Here is an 18,648-nt window from a genome sequence, read left to right on the forward strand (position 1 = left end):
TACTAATGCCGAGTCAACACACCGTCACGGACGAGATATTAACTGACGCAGAAATATTGCGTTATAGCCGTCAAATATCCATTAAATCGATGGACTTTGAAGGACAGGAAAAGCTCAAACAAGCCAAAGTATTGATTATCGGTGCCGGCGGTTTGGGCTGTGCAGCCAGCCAGTACTTGGCCGTAGCGGGTGCAGGCTTAATCACACTAGTCGACTTTGATACGGTTGAAGTCTCTAACTTGCAGCGCCAAGTATTGCATCAAGATGCCAATGTAGGACAAGCCAAAGTTGACTCCGCCAAAGAGACGTTAACGAGCTTAAATCCGCATATTCAAATTGATACTATCAATGCCGTGTTAGACGACCATGAGATTGAAGCGCTCGTTAAGCAGCACTCAATCGTGATGGATTGTACTGATAATGTGGCGGTGCGGGAGCAGCTTAATCAAAGTTGTTTTTCCCATAAAGTGCCCTTAGTATCTGCCGCCGCGATTAGAATGGAAGGCATGGTCACGGTATTTGATTACCAAGCCAGCACGCCCTGTTATCACTGCTTCAGTCAGCTATTTGGTGAGCAACAGCTTAGCTGTGTTGAGTCGGGCATTCTTGCCCCTGTGGTCGGCATGATAGGTTGTTTACAAGCCGTAGAAGCGATAAAAGTGATCGCCAATATGGGACGCACCTTAGCGGGACGAATTTTGATGATCGATGCCATGACCATGGAGTTTCGTGAAATGAAGTTACCCAAACAGCCAAACTGCCCAATCTGCTCCACCGGTAGCTAATCCTTAGCTGAAATAATGAGAGATATTCGCTAACGGCGGATATCTCGCTTCTCTCTTGCTCAACCCTCTACTTATTCAAAAACAACTATCATAGCTACAGTAAACCGTTGTGCATTTCGCACCAAAGGAAAAACGCTAACTTAGATCCTTCAGCTAATACTGAGTAAAAATAAGAAAACATGCGATTATCAACACTTGAAGCGCTTATTTTATAACAGAAATAGATTGCCAATCTATGGAATAGTTTACTTGCCTAAATCTCATAGCCTTATGTCCTCTCAGGCTGTTCTACAAGGTCACTTATATTGAAAAACATCTCTAACCATGCAAGTATTCCTGCACGGTAATGACCATTACCGTCGTAAAATCCAAGTATATATAGCAAGGGTTTTACGTAAGCCAATAGTATTAATACTGACCAACATGGGTACAATTAAATTGCGATGACAATTGAGATGCTATTATATAACTACTAGATTGCTAATCTGGATTTACGTATCTAACGTTCATTTATGTAAATAAGAATCACTCTTTACCAAAAGGATTTGGTATACACATTGAGAATATGGAAGTTGTATGTCAGCATTATTTCGTCAACAAGCCGTTGAGGCACAAAAACAGAAGTTGCATGGTGATGTGTCATTGGCGCAGCCTATTTCAATTTATTTAACTGCATTCATTTTGCTCTGTATTATTATTGCACTCGCTCTATTCCTTTCTTTTTCTCATTATGCTCGTAAAGAAACAGTCCGTGGTTATTTAGTTCCAGACAAAGGCCTAATCAAAACATTTTCCAACCGTAGCGGTAATGTCGAAATATTACATGTGTCTGAAGGTGATATTGTTAAAAAGGGCTTCCCTTTAGCGACGATAGTATTACGACGTAGCATGCTCTCTGGTGAAGAATTAAGTGAGTCACTGATTGAAGAATTAACACTGCAACTTACCCTGCTTCAAACTGAGCAGAGCGTTAATAATGCCATGGAAGTAAAAGAAACCTCGCGCTTAAAAATTGCCATGACTGACAGTCGCTCATCGCTGGCGGTATTAACTAAGCTCGAAGAGTTGTTAGTTGAAAAGTTAGCACTACAGATGGCGCAACAAGTTCAGCACAATAAGCTATATAAAGATGGCTTCTTATCGACATTAGATTATCAATCCCAGCAAGAGAAATTCATTGCTGTTCGGCAAGAAATAGAAAGTTTAGCCTCCAACAAGATACAAACTCAAAGCCAACTTAATGCTTCGTCAGCAGAGCTGGATGTATTACCGAGCCAATATGCACTTAAAGACGGCGACCTTGCTCGGAGGCGCTCAGAACTCAAGCGCCAAATTGATGAAACCGAAAATAATTACCGTTATGTTATCCGAGCCACTGAATCCGGTACGGTTGCCTCGATACAAGTCGTAGAGGGTGAGTTTGTGGTCAACAGTCGCCCATTAATGAGTTTAATTCCACAAGGGGCGCTATTGGTCGCAGAGCTATTACTGCCGACGCGCAGTGCTGGTTTTGTAAAGTCGGGAGATGAGGCCCGATTGCGTTTCGATGCATTCCCTTATCAGCGCTTTGGCTTTCTTGAGAGTCACGTTTCACGAATTGATAAAGCCTTATTACTTGATGGTGAAGCCAGAGTGCCCATCACTTTATCTGAGCCTGTTTATCGCATTAGAACCCAGCTATCAAAACAAGATATGCTGGCCTATGGTGATAAGTTCCCATTGAAAAGCGGCATGCTACTTGAGGCTGATATCGTACTCGATAGGCGCAGTTTGCTTGACTGGCTACTCGACCCTATCTACAGCTTACAAGGGAGAGTGGGATAATGCGTGACACGCCATTAAACCAACCTAGCAATCCTGTTGAATTGTTGGAGTTTTCAGGCAATAAACGTGTGCCACTTATCCTGCAGGCTGAAATGGCAGAGTGCGGCTTAGCGTGTGTCGCCATGATTGCCAGTTTTCATGGTCATAAGCTGGATATGGCAGCATTAAGGAAACGCTATAGTGCTGACCTTAAGGGGATGAACTTACAGCAGCTTATTGGCTTAAGTGACAGCATGGGACTAGCGAGCCGTGCGCTGCGATGCCCGATTGAAGAGGTTGGTAAGTTAGCTTTGCCCTGTGTGTTGCATTGGGACATGAATCACTTTGTAGTGCTTACTGGTGTCACAAAATCAGGGGTGAGTATTAATGACCCAGGGCTAGGTAAGAGAAAGCTATCCCTTAAAGAGTTTGCCGAGCACTTTACGGGGATAGCACTGGAACTGACCCCAACCAAGGGCTTTGAACAGCAAGATGAGCGCCAGCAAATGCATTTATCCCAACTCTGGAGCAAGATGACTGGGTTAGGTAAAACCTTAACCTCTTTGTTTGTACTGTCCATATTGCTCCAAATCTTTGCACTTGTGACGCCCTATTACATGCAGTGGGTTGTCGATGAAGTACTGATTAGTCAGGACAAACCACTGCTAATCGTGCTCGCTTTAGGCTTTGGCTTGCTTGCCATTATTAATGTCATTACTACCGGTGTACGTAGCTGGTTAGTGCTTAGGGTATCAAGCCTACTCAATATGCAGATGGGCGTTAATCTGCTGCGTCACTTGCTTAGACTGCCCATGAGCTATTTTGAAAAACGCCACATTGGCGATTTAGTGTCACGCTTTGGCTCCCTTGCTCAAGTACGTGAAAGGCTCACTACAGGGCTCGTTGAAACGGTAGTTGATGGTGTTATGTCAATTGCCGTATTGGTGATGATGCTCTTATACAGCGTCAAGCTGACATTCGTGGTTGTCGCAGCCATTTTGATTTATGCCTTGCTGCGGTTAGCCCTCTATCGTCCCTTACACCGTGCAACCGAAGAGTCCATTCAGGCTAGCGCAAAAGAGCAGACTAACTTTCTTGAAAATATCCGTGGTATTCAGACTATCAAACTGTTTACCTGTGAGCCACAAAGGCAAAGCATTTGGCAAAACCGTTATAGCGAAGTTATCAATGCAGACATTCGACTCGGTAAACTAAAAATCAGTTTTGAAGCGGTTAATAAACTGCTATTTGGCCTTGAGAACATCATTGTTATCTATCTTGCGGCAACAATTGTCATGTCTGGCGACTTAACCATCGGTATGGTACTGGCATTTATCGCTTATAAAAATCTATTGACGGAGCGTTTCGCGAGTTTAATCGAGCAACTTATTCTGTTTCGTATGCTGCGCCTGCATCTGGACCGAATTTCAGACATTGCATTGCATGAACAAGAAGCTAATCGTGAAAGCATTATGCCGCTTAACAAGGTGACTGGCCAGCTTACCCTTGAGCATGTCAGTTATTGTTATGGCGATAATGAGCCGAATATTATCAACGATGCGTGCCTAACCATTAATGCACATGAGTCAGTCGCAATAGTGGGAGAGTCGGGCTGTGGTAAAACGACCTTAGTCAAACTGATGCTCGGGTTATTCACCCCCACTCAAGGCCGCATATTGATCGATGGGCAAGATATTACTCAAATCGGCCTGACTCAATATCGGCAACAGATTGCGGCAGTCATGCAGGACGATACCTTGCTATCCGGTTCCATCGCCGACAACTTAACCTTCTTTGAGCCTGAGCCCAATTACTTGCGCATGCAGCAGTGTGCCCAATTGGCCGCCATTGACAGTGATATCAGTAAAATGACCATGGGTTACAACACGCTTGTGGGGGATATGGGTAGTCAGTTCTCTGGTGGGCAGGTTCAACGCTTATTACTGGCAAGAGCCCTATACCAGCAGCCTAGTTTACTGTTTATGGATGAAGCCACCAGTCATCTTGATATCGAAAACGAAGCAAAAATCAGCGAGCAGATAAAGCACCTTGAAATGACGCGAATTATTATTGCCCACAGACCTGAAACCATCAAGCAAGCGCAGCGGGTATTAGTCATGCACCAAGGCAAAGTCTACACGCCTGAAGAGCTGCAGCAATTAACAGGAACGGAATAAAAAAGATGATGCGAGAGTAAAAAGGTGCATCGAAAAAGGAATTTAAACAGTGAAGTATTGAGTTTAAAGTAACGATGATATTTCATTGGTTAAAAACAAGGATGTGACAATTTTAGACGGACGCCACACCCTTGGTCAATCGCTTAAGGCTGGGATAGTCGAATAGACTCTTCAAGCACTTAGGCAAACATAACGTTAAACAGTGTAATTTAAGGAAGATATTATGCAAGTTTCAAAAATAGAAGAGCTAACAGTGAGTGAAGTGGAGCAAGTAAATGGTGGCGGGAGCTGGTTTGGTGCATTGATACTAGGTACGATAATCGGCGAAGTTTGGGGAGATTTTAAAAGCAACCCTTCATCATATGGTTCACGTTATTCTAATATGAACAATATGCACGCTAAATATTAATTGGGCCCCCCTTTACCCTAATAGAGTAAAGGGGGGGGAGATCTGACATGACGTTAAATTCATTGTTGAATTATAAATTTGGGAATAACTACCCAGCTCTTATTTTAGAAGCTTTTATAATTAATTTTTTTGTCCTTTTTTTATTTGTTTTCATATGGGGAGGGGAGAGTAATGTAGGTGCATTTGTATTTAACATTAGTAACATTGTGACTGCTATCTTCATTGTTCCCTTATTGGAAACTATCATTTTTTTTATTGTTCTTCCTTATGTTTTGTATGCTTTTGATATGAAAGCTTTCAACATCTGTATTATTTGCTCATCTGCTTTTTCATTTTCTCATAGCCCTGACGTAGCAGTTTTTTATATTTTTTATTTTCTATTTGGTTGGTACTTATCGGTTTGCTCTAGTAAATTTGTTTTTTCTAGCGGAAGTATGCTAAGAGGTGCATTTTTAGTGTTTTTCATGCATGCTATTTGGAATTTGATTATTCTCTCTATCTCTTACTTTATTGGTTAGTGTTAATGGCTCGCAATTATTTCGGCCAATTTTCGTTTACCTTCAGCGGATTTTCGGTCTCTACGTGCCTAACTACTGTGGGCTGATACTGTATCCATCCCGCGAACTTGGGTTCTGTCACAAACAGAGATTGAGCAGCTATAAATTGAGGAGAATTATTGTTGGAGTAATAGAATAAGTTCAACAAAATTAAAATATAATATTAGAAAGTACATTACTCATTTTAGCTTTATTTTATATAGGAAATTTGCTTAATTTAATTGTGACGCATTATCTTTTAATAATTATTCAAAATTTGAATAAACAACCACCCAGAAAGCCTTTGCCCTGTTTTTATAGTCAAACAGATACGAATCACACAACCTTCTTCGTATAAGTTATGTGGTATTACAACAATGAGACTTCTAGCCTGAAATGATACAAAACCACGATATTGGTGTAAAGTCTAAATGTAGAATGTGCTAAGTAACAAATAGCTACTTAATTTAGTGTAGTGGCAGTATATTAATAAGGCATTTAAGGAATATATGGAATTTATACTTCAACTATTATCTCTCTTAATTAAGCTTTTTTTCTTTATTAGCGTCATTCAGTTTTTTTTAGGAAAAAAGTTTATTAGAGAAAGTTATATTAATTTTCTCTAAACACTAAATAACCACTACAAATCAGTTGTATGCCTAGTTTGAGTGATGTCAACGCTTAGCCTCTATCAGCTCCTTTTTATAACAGGGCGGCCATGAGTGTGCATCATTTTAATAACGGCCTTTGTAAACGTTCAGAAACTCTGCCGCGGAAAACCCCATACCACAATAAATGGTCTAAACCATGCTACCCCTACCCTCAACTGAAGAGCCCATAGATACTGAGTACCACTATCTCTAAAATAAAATTATACTATTGATTATTAATAACTGAAGATATAATTTCCGTTGTGGATTTTCGCTAAATGAAATGCCGAGTTCTGCCGAATAAAGCTCGGAAGGAACATGTTTTAAAGGTTTTTCATTTTATATTAATCACAGGCTTTATCTTATGCTAAAAGTGTCGACTTACTTAGGCTATAGATTGTTGTTTTTTACTCATGCTATGACTCGATGTAAACGACAGAGCTGATTATTGAGTTCTGTTTTTACTGAGTTCAGTGTTTAACTAAGTTTATGTTGAGGTTTGTTTTGTCTGCCTTTTACCACCGATGTCGCTATTTCTTTCTTCCCCTTTTATTCACTGGCATAACATTGAGCATAATTCAGCTCTCTCAGCCAAGCTTACAAACTTGGCTGAGAGTGATTGAACAACTGCCTAACTGGCTACTTCCTGCTGTCGCTATCATCGCGCTGCAATTCAACCGCAGTCGATTAGCCTATTTAGCCATCTTATTGTTGGCATATTACTTCTGTATCACCACTGATCAAGTTGCAATAACAGATCTCAATCTATACTCAGATCCGCTACTGCTTGCAGGTGCTCTCACCATTACTTGGTTCGCGTTTATTAAAGACAGAGGGCTTCTGTCTTCCCATAGTGTAGTGAGGATCCTTGGGGTAATATTGAGCTTGGCAGTCGCTTTAGGTTGGATCTGGGTTAACACTAAATTCAAGATAACACTCGATAGTTATCTTCCCAGTATGGTTACCATAGAGATTCGAATATTAACGCCTTTGTATATCTGCTTATTATTGACTTTTATGCGAGGAATTTGGCCGTCTAATTTGGTCAATACTTCGATATTCATTACATTAGTATTATGGGCAATACATTTTATTTATCCTAGCTTGATCCCCATCTCCATTTCCATGACAGCATTGGCCATTCTTTATATTTTAACGGTCCTGACAGATTCCTACTTTCTCGCTTATCGTGATGAACTAACAGGGCTCGCTTCACGCCGTGCCCTTTATAATGCAGTGCTTTCCCTAGGCCGTAAATACAGCGTGGCCATGCTAGATATAGATCATTTTAAGAAGTTTAATGATACCTATGGCCATGATGTTGGTGATCAGGTTCTTAAGCTCGTCTCCAGTAAAATTGACCAGGTAAATGGCAATGGTAAAGCCTTCCGCTATGGCGGTGAGGAGTTCACCATCATCTTTCCCCGTAAAGATGTATCATCAGTTATCCTCTATCTTGAAGAGGTGCGCGAGGCCATAGAAGACTACGATATAGTGCTACGCAATGATAAACGTAAGCAACAAACCAAAGCTAAACGTAGCACCACTCAAAGTGACAGGAAAACTGTCAATGTCACCATCTCGATAGGCGTTGCAGAACATAAAAATGGCGAAACTTTTGAACAAACTCTGAAGAGATCTGATGTAGCCTTATACAAGGCGAAGAAAAAAGGACGTAACCAAGTTTGCGTTTAGTCCGTCACAGAGATAAATGAAAGTAGTGAATCAAAAGGCGATTTGTTAACTATTCTTTCTATAGTCGAGCCTCAACTAACCCTTTTGCGTATTCAGTGCGTTAGTACTTATAACGATACTTATCAGCCAACACACAGCAGAGAACGCAACATGAGAAAAATAACCTTACTTAGTCTTATAACCATCACAACATTATTTCTCCTAGGCTGCGATGCTCAGAAAACAGAACAAGCGTCAGCGGGCTCTATCAGCTTGGCAAACCCCGCATCTACTTATTGTGTCGCTCAAGGCGGTACCCTCTCGATTGAATCTGAAGAAGATGGGCAAGTTGGTTATTGCACCTTGCCCAGTGGTGAGAGAGTGGAAGAGTGGCAGCTGTATAAGCGTGACCACAAAGAGAGTAATGAGGATATTGAAGTGACCGAGATGCTACAAACTCCGAATCCAGCAGCTGAATACTGCTTAAAACTGGGCGGTACTTCAGATCTTTCCAGCGGTAATTGTATTTTGCCAAATGGCGAAAAAATTGATCAGTGGCAACTATTTCGCCGAGATCACCTGTTTATCGACCCACAAAACAGATAGCTCAGCAGCAAGTCCACCAATAAGATAAATTCAATCGACCGAACGAGCCGTTGCCATCAGTAAGCCCTTCTCAATCCAGATTGATACCTCTACGCCCCTTACGACTTGTTCAATGGGTTGCTGTCCTTGCTCTAGCACTGGCAGCTCTCCATAAAGACTGGGATCGTATTGCACCTCATACAGAGTAACGGGTGCACCGTTATCCTGTTTAAAGCGGATCTGCGCGGCTGTTAGCCCTTGAATGGAGCAGTAGCGGCCGCCCAACATTTTACTTGCGGAGTTATCTAACAAACTCGAATTAACCAAGGTGAAATCCAGTTGAGTGAAATACTCTCTAAGCTGGTTTAAGTTTTGTGTTTGCACTTCCAGTGGTTTCATCTTCACATGATTACGGGCGACTTCATCGGCTATTTTCCAGCTCATATCTCTAGCCGCAATGGCCGGTGAACCTGAGTGTAAATAACGGCGTAACTCCACACTCGAAGACAACTGATATCCTGCCACCAGCAGCAATAAGCTGGCGACCATGGCGTAAACCATTTTGCTGATACTGCGAGATTTTTTGTTAAGGATCTTGCCCGCGCTTGCACCAGTAGATATTTCGCCAGGTACTTCGCTGCACTGAGCACGATTATATTCAGTAAGCTGAGCATCGGTCAGGGTAGCAGGCTGCGCTAGTGACGGCGTGTCTGCGGCCAACGTTGACGAGTCAGCCGCTAACAGCGCTTCCATGCGTGCGAGCCCATCTTGTGAAAGACTTTGTGCTTCAATATATTGCTTTACCATGCCTTTAAAGTTGTTGTCGGCGGCGCCGTGTTTTTTACTCATGATGTTAGCCCCCCTGACCTGTGGTATTTGTTTGAGCAGACAGCTGCATAATATCGACTGATTTAATCTTAATACGATGCAATCTCGATAAAATGGTGCCTCTGGGTTGACCTAAATCCTTAGCAATTTCAGCGGCGCTATAGCCCTCAACCGCCCATAGATAAAGCACCTCTCGTTCCGCCGCGTTTAGCTGCGAAAACAGATACTCGATTAAGTCATGCTGTAGCTCGACCTCTTCCAAACATGTTTCATCGAGTAAGGCGGGAGCATGATCATCTATGGGTTCGAAATCAATTATTTTTAAGCGCCTGCAGTCATCAATAAATTGATTACGGATCACGGTGCGTAAATAGGCCCTAGGGTGCTCTGGTTTTGCTTCGCTCCTTAACCAACGTTCAATGGCTGTTTGCAGTAGGTCTTCCGCTTGCGCATTATGCCGAGTGAGACATAAACAATAACAGTATAAGCTCTGTAACAGCTCTCTATCCATCATGGGTTACCATTGACCTATAGCCAGCAATCCACCCTTGTTGGATCAACTGCGGCAGTATGTTCAAATCAACATCAGCATCCGTTAATGCCCCCAAAGACAAGCCGCGCTTTATCGCCAGCAATAGCAGTGCTTCAGCAGCTGAAACCAGCGTGAATGTCGTCTTAAAACGCTCTCTAAAGGTCAATAGGTATAGTGGAGATGTGTCGCTTTGCGACTGTGAATATTTCACTGCATCAGCTGAAGCTTGATGCTTTAACCAAATGCGATGCACTGGATACCTACAGGTAAGTAACTCCATGTCAGGCTGTAATAACAACACCGCTTGTTGTTGCTGCACTTCACTCAGCTGTCCCAGCCCTTCAAGTTTACATACCTGCGGTTGTTGCAAAAAATCTGTACGGTTCTGTGCGTAATAACCTTGCTTTAACGACCACTCTAGCGCCGCGAGCTCAGGCAGATACTCAAGTCCCGCAAACGCTTGATGTTGCTTTATCTCTTTAGCGAGCAGTTGCGAAAACTGTGCGCCATAATGATTTAAATTAGCGTCGTTAAGCGGATAAGCGGTGCAATACTGCTGCGCTAACTGACTGAAACAGCCCTCACCTAGCACCGTTTGGCACACTGGAAAACTGGTCTGTAAACCATTTAACAACGCCTGAAATGCATTATTTCGATAGACACTCAGCCGCGACTGTTCACGCTGATTGACCATGCTGAGCAACTCACTATCATCGCCATCAGCTTGCAACGCTTGAATAAATGCCCCTTGCCAGTCAGCTAAGCGCATTGGTCAACCCCCGCTGATGGCTTGCTGTTAAACTGCATGATATCAGCGGCAATCTGTCGCTCTTGCAACAGTCTATTTAATGAAGGGATCTCGCTGTCCCACTCGATCATGGTGGGAATATTGCCATTAAGCTCTATATAGCGCTGATAAGCGTTCCAGACTTGCGGATCGACGGGGTGGTTATGCGCATCAAGCAGATAGTCACCTTTTTGATGAAAGCCTGCCAAGTGGATCTGTTTCACCCGCTGTGCAGGTACAGCATCTAAAAATGACTGCAACTGCTGATCAAGATTCACGCTCGTCACAAAAGCATTGTTGATATCAAGCAGCAGATAGCAATCTGCCTCTTCGGCAATCGCGGCGATAAACTCCCCCTCACTCAATTCATTATGTTGACAGCTCATGTAGGTAGACACATTTTCGAGCAATATTCTTTCACCCATAATGTCTTGAGTTTGCTTTATCCTGTTACTGATATGCATTACCGCTTCGGCGGTATAGGGCAGCGGCAGCAGGTCAGCCACCTTAAAATCGTCGTTGCCAGAAAAGCTCGCGTGTTCCGAATACCAATGGCCGCCACACGCTTGCTTGAGTGATTTGATCTTATTGAGGTAATCAACATCTAGCGTATTCGCACCGCCAAGAGACAAGCCCACGCTGTGAAACACCAGCGGAAAACGCTCGCTAATACGATTGAGCAGATGTTGATTCAGTCCGCCGTCCACCAGCCAGTTATCAACCAAGACTTCAAGCCAAGGGATCTCAACACTGTCGTCAGCCAGAATCTGTTGTACGTGAGGAATGCGCAGGCCAATACCTGCGCCTGCTACAGCCGTAGCTAACATTAGCTTTTAGCCGGTTTAACCGCTTTTACTTCGCCGCCGGCTATCTTGTCGCATGTTCCAGCGGGCACATAAACCCACTCAGCCGCCAAGTTGTCAGTTTTAGCTTGGCCCGCACAACCATGGCTACCATCTAAAGCACCACAATCATTGGCACCCGCTTTAGCGATACCAGCGCATTTTTCCCACTCTTTCGGTTGATCAGGTACCGCTTGTGCACCTAAAGATAAACTGGCAGCCAAAATACCTGCCACGGTTACGCCGAGTGCTGTTGTAGATTTCATATCGATTATTCCTTTTGATAGATAACACATTCAACCCTATAACGATTGAGTCATGGGATTGATTGCATTGTGGTCAAAATTAATTCTAGTTGAATCGAGATGAATCGTGTAAACCACTCACGCTAGCGGGAACAAGTACCACTTTCGCAACGCTTCTTACCGGTTAACAGGTAAGAGATACGGTAGCGATGCTTAGCAAAAAATAGATAACCTTTATCGGCGAATGGTTTCACTAATGAGCAGCGCAACAATGAAACCCACCTCTCTTTGCCGACCACTGTCCAAGCTTCGTAAGTAACATCAAGCCCGGTAATAATTGAACCATCTGGACGTTGGGCATGCAGTATGCGGTTAGCAACAGTGAAATCAATCTCTGGAAATTTACTCGCAAAATCACTCTGATTAAGGTCTTGTAGTTCTATATCATCGCCAATATCTCGGGCTTTTATATGCTGCATTTCAGCGTCACAAAGCGGACAAAGTGAGTCATAAAAAATACGTAGTTTCATTGCAAACCTCCAAACAACTGATGGATCAACATCAGTAAATGCATACTCACAGCCACCAACGTTAGGCGATGTCTCATCGAGAGATAGTCATCATTAAGGCATAGCGCTTGCGATTTTTTCTCAACCGCAAGCAAACTTAAATAACCTACCGACAGAATTGCCAGACTGATGACCTCTTGATTGAGTAATAAAGCGACCCAAGCGAGTATTGAATAAAGATTACTGAGGATCAGTAATCGACCTATGGTGCCACTCGTCGATAGGGCTAGCGCACGGCCCCAAAGAGTGCCGGAAATAAAGCTAAGGATAATCGCGCTGTAGCTAATAAACGCAAAATGGGCACTAAACCACGGCAGCTGCCAACCCAGCCAAACCATTAATGTGGATAAGATAAAAGGCAACAGCCCGGCATAACCCAGTCCTAGCCAAACACGTTCATTTTTCCCCATAGCGGACTCATCTTCAGCGCTAAACATGACTAATCTGTACGATGTCAGTTGACTTTTAGATCTCTGCTTGATGTAAATGAGTCGTTAAGAGTTGATCTTAATCGCGGGATTATCCGTATTCTTGCCTATAATTGTACTTTTGGCCTCGCGTGAGTTTGAAAGCCCGTAGCTAAGGAAGCTAACGTTCGATATACGACTGGATGGATGCCTTAGCCGAGAATAACTATTAGCTTTTTGCTTTCAGTGCTTTAAATTTCCACTGAATGAACAGATACTGAATACCATCAGTATCCATTTAAAAGGACTCTAAATGACGACCAGCAATGCCATTATAAAAGTGACCAATTTACGCCTGCGCACCTACATCGGCTTCAATATCGAAGAGCGCGAGAAGATGCAGGACGTGGTGATTAACATTGAAATCCACTACCCCGCAAGCAATGCGATTCGAGAAGATAATGTAGACGAAGCGCTCAACTACAAGAAAGTGACCAAAGCGGTTATCCAACATGTGGAAGAGGGACGATTCCTACTGTTAGAAAAGCTCGTGTCTGACGTACTCGACATCAGTAGTCAACATCCATGGGTGCAATATGCCCGTGTGACGATTGATAAACCCCATGCATTAAGATTTGCAGACTCTGTTTCATTGTCACTCGAGTACCGTAAATCCTAATGCCCAATTGCCAAATTATTCATTCACAGCAGGAGTCAACTATGGATGTATCACAGGCTGAACAAGTGAGAGAAGCACTCATTGCCCAAGGGCTCGAAACGCCATTAACGCCCTCGGATATGACCGCCGAGCAAAAATATGAACGTATTAAAGGCTTAATGACTGAAGTCGTATCCACCCTAGGGCTCGATCTTAGCGATGACAGTTTGCAAGAAACTCCGCATCGTATTGCCAAGATGTATGTAAACGAAATATTTGCAGGCTTAGATTATGCAAATTTCCCCAAAATTGCCCAAATTGAAAATAAAATGGCTATCGATGAAATGGTACGGATCACCGATATCAGCGTGGTCAGCACCTGCGAGCACCACTTTGTCACCATCGATGGGCTCGCAAAAGTCGCCTACATACCCAATAACACCATTATCGGTTTATCGAAGATCAACCGCATTGTGCGATTTTTTGCTCAACGCCCTCAGGTGCAGGAGCGCTTAACCAAGCAAATTTTAGTCGCACTGCAAACATTACTGGCGACCGATAATGTAGCGGTGAGCATTGACGCCACGCACTACTGCGTAAAGTCCAGAGGGGTTATGGATACCCAATCTAAAACTCAAACGACAGCACTGGGTGGAAACTTTAAATCGAATGCTTCAACCCGTGCAGAGTTTTTAAGATAAATAAAATCAGCACCTCGGCTATCAGGCCCTAAAGGAATTAGATTAACGGAAGTGGTATAATGACAGCCCCCATTTTAATTACGGGAGTCGGTAAGCGTGTCGGCTTTTATCTTGCTAAACATTTAGCCCAGCTAGGACACAAGGTGATTGGCACCTATCGTAGCCAATACCCGCAACTGCAAGAGCTTGAAACCTTAGGTGTCGAGCTGCATCGATGTGACTTTGAAGATGCATCACAACTTGATGAGCTACTGGTCACGCTAAAACAGCAACCTGCAATCAGAGCCATTATCCATAATGCATCCGATTGGTTACCAGACGGTGATGCAGCCTCTGCCATATCCATTATCGACAAGATGATGCGTATTCATGTCAGCGTGCCTTATGCTATCAACCTTGCCCTGACAGAGCAGCTCAATGCCTACACAGGAGGCGCTGCTGATATTATTCACATTACCGATTATGTCGCTGAAAAAGGCAGTAAGAAGCATGCCGCTTATGCCGCCAGTAAAGCAGCACTGCACAACTTAACCTTATCGTTTGCCGCTAAGTTAGCGCCTAGTGTTAAGGTCAACAGTATTGCGCCCGCCATGCTGATGTTTAACCCCGATGACGATGAGCAGTACAAGCAAAAAGCCCTCAAAAAATCACTGCTACAGAAAGAGGGTGGCGAGAGTGAGATTTTAAATGCGGTGACTTACTTGTTGCAGAGTCAGTATGTGACGGGACAAGTGCTCAAGATTGATGGGGGTCGACATTTAGTTTAACGACGGCATCAATGTGATCGTAAACCCGAGCTCAGTTTAAAAATAGCCCATCGAAAAGGCACGTAAATACGTGCCTTTTTTCTTTAAATTAACTTCTCAGTTCGGTTTAGTGGCTTTGCAAGCTGCGAACATCTGCGCCTGTTGGTCCTTGGTAAACCCTTAAACCAAACTCCGGCAATATGGCGAACACATGGTCAAAGATATCGGCCTGAATGTCTTCATACACTGTCCACCGAGTATCGTTGGTGAAAATATATAGCTCAATAGGGACACCCGATGATGTCGGCGCAAGCTGACGAACCATCAATGTCATGTCTTTATGTATTTGCTCATGCTGTTTCAAGTAGGACAACATGTAAGCTCTGAACGTGCCGATGTTGGTTAGGTGACGACTATTCACGGGCATGTCGGCATCAACAACTTGAGCGTTAAATGTGGCGATCTCCTGCGATTTAGCAGTGAAATAAGACTTAAGGTGATTAATCTTAGCTAAGCGTTGTTTATCGTCTTCGGTTAAAAAACCGATTGAACAGATATCTATTTGCACCGAACGCTTGATCCTGCGACCACCTGATTCAGACATTCCGCGCCAATTTTTAAAGGCATCAGACACCAAAGCATAAGCTGGGATCATGGTAATCGTCTGATCCCAATTTCGCACTTTAACCGTGGTCAGCGACACCTCTTCTACTGCACCGTCGGCGCCATACTTGTCCATTTGGATCCAATCTGTTGGGCTCACCATTCTATTGGCGGCCAACTGAATTCCGGCCACAAAACCCAATATGGTGTCCCTAAAGACCAACATCACCAAACCCGTTGCGACACCTAAACCACTGAGAAAATAGACTGGCGATTGGTCAGCAAGCACTGAAACAGAGATGATAATGGCGACGAAAAACATGAATAACTTAAACAACTGCACAAAGCTTTTGATGGGTAATCGGCGGCTGACCAAGTTTACATCTGCAATTTCATTGGCGGCATCAAGTCCGCTATACACTGCTCGCACAAACAAAATAACGATAGTGACATCTAACAATCTGTCCGCCAAACTCGCCAATACAGCATGTTCGGTCAACGCTAGCGGCAGAATAATATTGAGGATCAGCGCAGGCACCAGCTTGGCTATTTTCTCCAGTACGCGATAGCGCATGAAGATGTCGTCCCAAGTGACACGAGAACGCTGGATAACCATGTTCATCGTGCTAACGACACCCCGCTTAACAACAATGTAGCCAATAAATGCCACAATGAAACAGGCTACAACCAAAATGCTAGTTGAAACCCCATCTGCAGGCTGGCTGTCGATACCAGCACTGGCTAACCATTGCGTAATAGTTGCTCGTAATTCCTGATCCAAAATCTAAATCTCCAAATAGTGAGTAGACAAAAAGTAACTCATCAATCTTATAAAAAAAAGTCAACACCCTAGAATCAAATAACAAACAACAGCGTTACAAATATCAATTTTAACAGCTATTTGAGCATTGTGAGTTGACTGTAATCTAAAGATTCACAACAATCCATTTTCTATTACCTGATAGCCAAATGAGAAGACCATGACCAAATATCTAATTGTCAGCCTTTTGGCTTTAATGAGCACTCAAGTTAGTGCTAATGACTTCAGTTTTGATGAACCCATCTTACCTAAGCCTGTCATCGCCCTCACGCTAGACTACATACCCGCGACGTCTGACATGTATGGCATCACCATTGCACCAAGCCATTACGACACTGATTATGCCAACTGGGGCTATTACATTGGCTATGCGCGGAGCAAAGAGACTGATGTCATTGTAGAAGAGCCTGGCGAAGCCCACACCAAAGATACCCAGTGGCGCTTTGGTCTCAGCTATACCTTGCTGCCTAAGTTAAGCTTATATGGCGGCGCCGCCGCTTATTCCAGCGAGTATACCTATACCAATAATATCGTGCCCTTGATTGTCGGCGGTAAGCCCGTTTGGGAAACTGACAAAGATACCACTTGGGGAGCTGAGATAGGCTTACGCTATGTAGTGGGTAAGCACCTGTCTTTAGGCGCTGGTTATAATTCGGCCACTGAATCTGCCGTATTCAGCATTGGTTACAGTATGTAGTTTGGCTGATAGCTTAAAGCGAGAATTTTTGATCTTGTCAGTATTAATTTATCTGCAGTTTGACTATGCTAGAACAATCTCCTTTATCAGGTAAATTGTCATGTATAACACTCTGCGAACCTTCGCTTCTGTCGTCTTATTAGTCTTTGCTTTACCAGCACTTGCAGACGAAGTCGGGCGAGTCACACTAGAGAATGGCGCAACAGTCAAACTCAACGATGATTTTACCTGGGAATATGTGATCCTAGAAAGTCAGACTCAAGACAGCACTGTAACCGCAGTCACTCTACCAGCCACCATCGCAGCAACTTCTGCCGCTGTCGCAACCGACGCCAGCACAGTAGCTAACACAGCACCAGCAGTGCCGACCACATTACCTGCCAATGCCGACAACCTGACTTCAAATGCGATAGCTCAAGCAGCCCTGCTTAAATCAACGGGTAAAAGTGGCGTAAAAGTTAGCTTTTTTAATGAGCAGTGGGACGATGATGGCCGCCTTGGCTTGACCTTCGAGCTATCGAGCAATAGCACAGAGCATTATGTGATGATCGAATTAGAGATCAGCTTATTTGCCGATTCTGGTGCACTCATTAAGAAAGAAACGGTCAATGTATGGCAAGCAGTATTTAGAATGCCTGACTCTTATTTACGTAAAGGCCAAACTCGAGAAAGCCGTGTGTTCTGGATAGAAGGCATAGATAAAGCCCAGTGGACTAAGCAGCTGATGAGCTTGAAGATGAAAGAGATGGATTCTCGCATGTAGTTCGCCCTTTGTGTAAGCAATACCCTTTAGAGACCTAGCCAATTCGGCTAGGTCTTTTTGTATCAGCTTGGAGTATTTTGGCTGCACAATTTTATCTGCAGCAACTAGAGCTGAGGCCCTTCGGCCTAGAAAGTTGTGGCGCTTAATCCACTCCTGAGTTTTAAGATGTAAAACTTTACCAGATAGCCAACAACCAGAAACCCTGCCTTGTTTTCAGCAATTGTAATGGATAGCTCACAGGGCAATTTACAAGCGCTTAAGTATATCGATACATTTAGTGGCGGCAGTATGGTCACCAGTCACATAAGCAGTTGTTATGGCGCCCTCTTTCATTATGCATAGTGCATCCACAAGCATAGGATCACTGTCTTTTACATGCCGTGTAATCAACTGTCTTACTTGCGCTTTATGGCTTTGGCAAAACCGAGATAAATGACTATTGGGATCACTAAACTCAGCGGAACTATTAATAAAGAAACAACCGCGAAAATTCCCCAACATAGGTTCTGAGTCGGTAAACCAGCTTTCTAATGCATTAAACAGTTGTATTACTACACGGTCATTAGAACCAGCTCCCAGCAGTTTCTCCTCTAGCCACACCATAAATATTGCATGCCTTTGCTCTAGGGCTGCAAGTATTAAAGCGTCTTTACTTTCAAAGTGACGATACAGGGTTTTTTTAGCGATACCTGAGACCTTAAGCACTTCATTAATGCCAATGGAATTAATGCCATTTTCATAAAAAAGCTCTAAAGCGGTATCGATTAGTAATTGACGTTTAATATTCATATTCCTCTCCAATAGTTTCTATATTGACAAAAGGAGACAGGT

Annotated in this window: 21 protein-coding genes; 12 read left to right on the top strand and 9 right to left on the bottom strand. The window is 43.4% G+C overall.

Features of this window, described 5'->3' with window-relative positions:
- The first annotated feature begins 5 nt into the window (after positions 1 to 5).
- From moeB to CXF83_RS22665, 7 genes are all read left to right on the top strand, one after another.
- Positions 6 to 785 (top strand): molybdopterin-synthase adenylyltransferase MoeB, encoded by a 780-nt coding sequence (gene moeB / locus CXF83_RS00550; protein ID WP_101091945.1) that lies wholly within the window; start codon positions 6 to 8, stop codon positions 783 to 785.
- A gap of 576 nt (positions 786 to 1,361) precedes the next feature.
- Positions 1,362 to 2,609 carry an HlyD family secretion protein gene (locus tag CXF83_RS00555; protein WP_101091946.1) on the top strand — a complete coding sequence of 416 codons (1,248 nt, stop codon included), beginning with the start codon at positions 1,362 to 1,364 and terminating at the stop codon, positions 2,607 to 2,609.
- On the top strand, positions 2,609 to 4,765 hold the full coding sequence (locus CXF83_RS00560) for a peptidase domain-containing ABC transporter (RefSeq protein ID WP_101091947.1): 2,157 nt from the start codon (positions 2,609 to 2,611) through the stop codon (positions 4,763 to 4,765). The genes CXF83_RS00555 and CXF83_RS00560 overlap by 1 nt, the downstream gene beginning before the upstream one ends.
- Positions 4,766 to 4,988: 223 nt before the next feature.
- Entirely contained in the window at positions 4,989 to 5,174 is a 186-nt protein-coding gene (locus CXF83_RS00565; RefSeq protein ID WP_101091948.1) for a hypothetical protein, read from the top strand.
- 47 nt (positions 5,175 to 5,221) lie between these two features.
- On the top strand, positions 5,222 to 5,692 hold the full coding sequence (locus tag CXF83_RS00570) for a hypothetical protein (protein ID WP_101091949.1): 471 nt from the start codon (positions 5,222 to 5,224) through the stop codon (positions 5,690 to 5,692).
- A gap of 1,235 nt (positions 5,693 to 6,927) precedes the next feature.
- On the top strand, positions 6,928 to 8,055 hold the full coding sequence (locus CXF83_RS00575) for a GGDEF domain-containing protein (RefSeq protein ID WP_332871139.1): 1,128 nt from the start codon (positions 6,928 to 6,930) through the stop codon (positions 8,053 to 8,055).
- Between the two features lie 150 nt (positions 8,056 to 8,205).
- Positions 8,206 to 8,640, top strand: coding sequence for a DUF333 domain-containing protein (locus CXF83_RS22665; protein WP_198553496.1), 435 nt, complete (start codon positions 8,206 to 8,208; stop codon positions 8,638 to 8,640).
- Between the two features lie 30 nt (positions 8,641 to 8,670).
- On the opposite strand, the gene CXF83_RS00590 is transcribed toward CXF83_RS22665, so the two are convergent.
- From CXF83_RS00590 to CXF83_RS00620, 7 genes are all read right to left on the bottom strand, one after another.
- Positions 8,671 to 9,468, bottom strand: coding sequence for a hypothetical protein (locus CXF83_RS00590; protein ID WP_101091950.1), 798 nt, complete (start codon positions 9,466 to 9,468; stop codon positions 8,671 to 8,673).
- 4 nt (positions 9,469 to 9,472) lie between these two features.
- A complete protein-coding gene (locus tag CXF83_RS00595; RefSeq protein ID WP_232774995.1) occupies positions 9,473 to 9,961 on the bottom strand; it encodes an RNA polymerase sigma factor in 489 nt (162 codons plus the stop codon).
- The gene (locus CXF83_RS00600; RefSeq protein ID WP_101091952.1) at positions 9,951 to 10,748 is read right to left on the bottom strand and encodes an HvfC/BufC N-terminal domain-containing protein; all 798 of its coding nucleotides are present in this window, start codon (positions 10,746 to 10,748) and stop codon (positions 9,951 to 9,953) included. The genes CXF83_RS00595 and CXF83_RS00600 overlap by 11 nt, the downstream gene beginning before the upstream one ends.
- The gene (locus tag CXF83_RS00605; RefSeq protein ID WP_101091953.1) at positions 10,739 to 11,593 is read right to left on the bottom strand and encodes a DUF692 domain-containing protein; all 855 of its coding nucleotides are present in this window, start codon (positions 11,591 to 11,593) and stop codon (positions 10,739 to 10,741) included. Before CXF83_RS00605 ends, CXF83_RS00600 begins: the two co-directional genes overlap by 10 nt.
- Positions 11,593 to 11,874: a BufA1 family periplasmic bufferin-type metallophore gene (locus CXF83_RS00610; RefSeq protein ID WP_101091954.1), complete on the bottom strand. Its 282-nt coding sequence runs from the start codon at positions 11,872 to 11,874 to the stop codon at positions 11,593 to 11,595. The genes CXF83_RS00605 and CXF83_RS00610 overlap by 1 nt, the downstream gene beginning before the upstream one ends.
- Before the next feature lie 122 nt (positions 11,875 to 11,996).
- Positions 11,997 to 12,383: a thiol-disulfide oxidoreductase DCC family protein gene (locus CXF83_RS00615; protein ID WP_101091955.1), complete on the bottom strand. Its 387-nt coding sequence runs from the start codon at positions 12,381 to 12,383 to the stop codon at positions 11,997 to 11,999.
- Positions 12,380 to 12,859, bottom strand: coding sequence for a DUF3429 domain-containing protein (locus CXF83_RS00620; RefSeq protein ID WP_101091956.1), 480 nt, complete (start codon positions 12,857 to 12,859; stop codon positions 12,380 to 12,382). The genes CXF83_RS00615 and CXF83_RS00620 overlap by 4 nt, the downstream gene beginning before the upstream one ends.
- Positions 12,860 to 13,142: 283 nt before the next feature.
- Here CXF83_RS00620 and folX point away from each other — a divergent pair, with 283 nt between their 5' ends.
- Genes folX through folM form a run of 3 tightly spaced genes read left to right on the top strand, consistent with a single transcriptional unit; the run spans position 13,143 to position 14,955 of the window.
- A complete protein-coding gene (gene folX, locus CXF83_RS00625; protein WP_101091957.1) occupies positions 13,143 to 13,508 on the top strand; it encodes a dihydroneopterin triphosphate 2'-epimerase in 366 nt (121 codons plus the stop codon).
- Positions 13,509 to 13,549: 41 nt separating this feature from the next.
- Positions 13,550 to 14,188, top strand: coding sequence for a GTP cyclohydrolase I FolE (gene folE / locus CXF83_RS00630; RefSeq protein ID WP_101091958.1), 639 nt, complete (start codon positions 13,550 to 13,552; stop codon positions 14,186 to 14,188).
- Between the two features lie 59 nt (positions 14,189 to 14,247).
- The gene (gene folM, locus CXF83_RS00635; protein WP_101091959.1) at positions 14,248 to 14,955 is read left to right on the top strand and encodes a dihydromonapterin reductase; all 708 of its coding nucleotides are present in this window, start codon (positions 14,248 to 14,250) and stop codon (positions 14,953 to 14,955) included.
- 106 nt (positions 14,956 to 15,061) lie between these two features.
- Here the strand turns inward: folM and CXF83_RS00640 are convergent, their stop codons facing one another.
- Positions 15,062 to 16,318 (bottom strand): mechanosensitive ion channel family protein, encoded by a 1,257-nt coding sequence (locus CXF83_RS00640; protein ID WP_101091960.1) that lies wholly within the window; start codon positions 16,316 to 16,318, stop codon positions 15,062 to 15,064.
- Between the two features lie 199 nt (positions 16,319 to 16,517).
- Between CXF83_RS00640 and CXF83_RS00645 the strand changes: the two genes are divergently transcribed.
- Both CXF83_RS00645 and CXF83_RS00650 read left to right on the top strand, forming a co-directional pair.
- Entirely contained in the window at positions 16,518 to 17,054 is a 537-nt protein-coding gene (locus CXF83_RS00645; RefSeq protein ID WP_101091961.1) for an outer membrane beta-barrel protein, read from the top strand.
- A gap of 100 nt (positions 17,055 to 17,154) precedes the next feature.
- Entirely contained in the window at positions 17,155 to 17,817 is a 663-nt protein-coding gene (locus tag CXF83_RS00650) for a DUF3157 family protein (protein ID WP_101091962.1), read from the top strand.
- 246 nt (positions 17,818 to 18,063) lie between these two features.
- Here CXF83_RS00650 and CXF83_RS00655 read toward each other — a convergent pair whose 3' ends face one another.
- The gene (locus CXF83_RS00655) at positions 18,064 to 18,606 is read right to left on the bottom strand and encodes a TetR/AcrR family transcriptional regulator (protein WP_101091963.1); all 543 of its coding nucleotides are present in this window, start codon (positions 18,604 to 18,606) and stop codon (positions 18,064 to 18,066) included.
- Between the last annotated feature and the right edge of the window lie 42 nt (positions 18,607 to 18,648).

The sequence above is a fragment of the Shewanella sp. Choline-02u-19 genome (genome assembly GCF_002836205.1).
Taxonomy (GTDB): Bacteria; Pseudomonadota; Gammaproteobacteria; order Enterobacterales; family Shewanellaceae; genus Shewanella.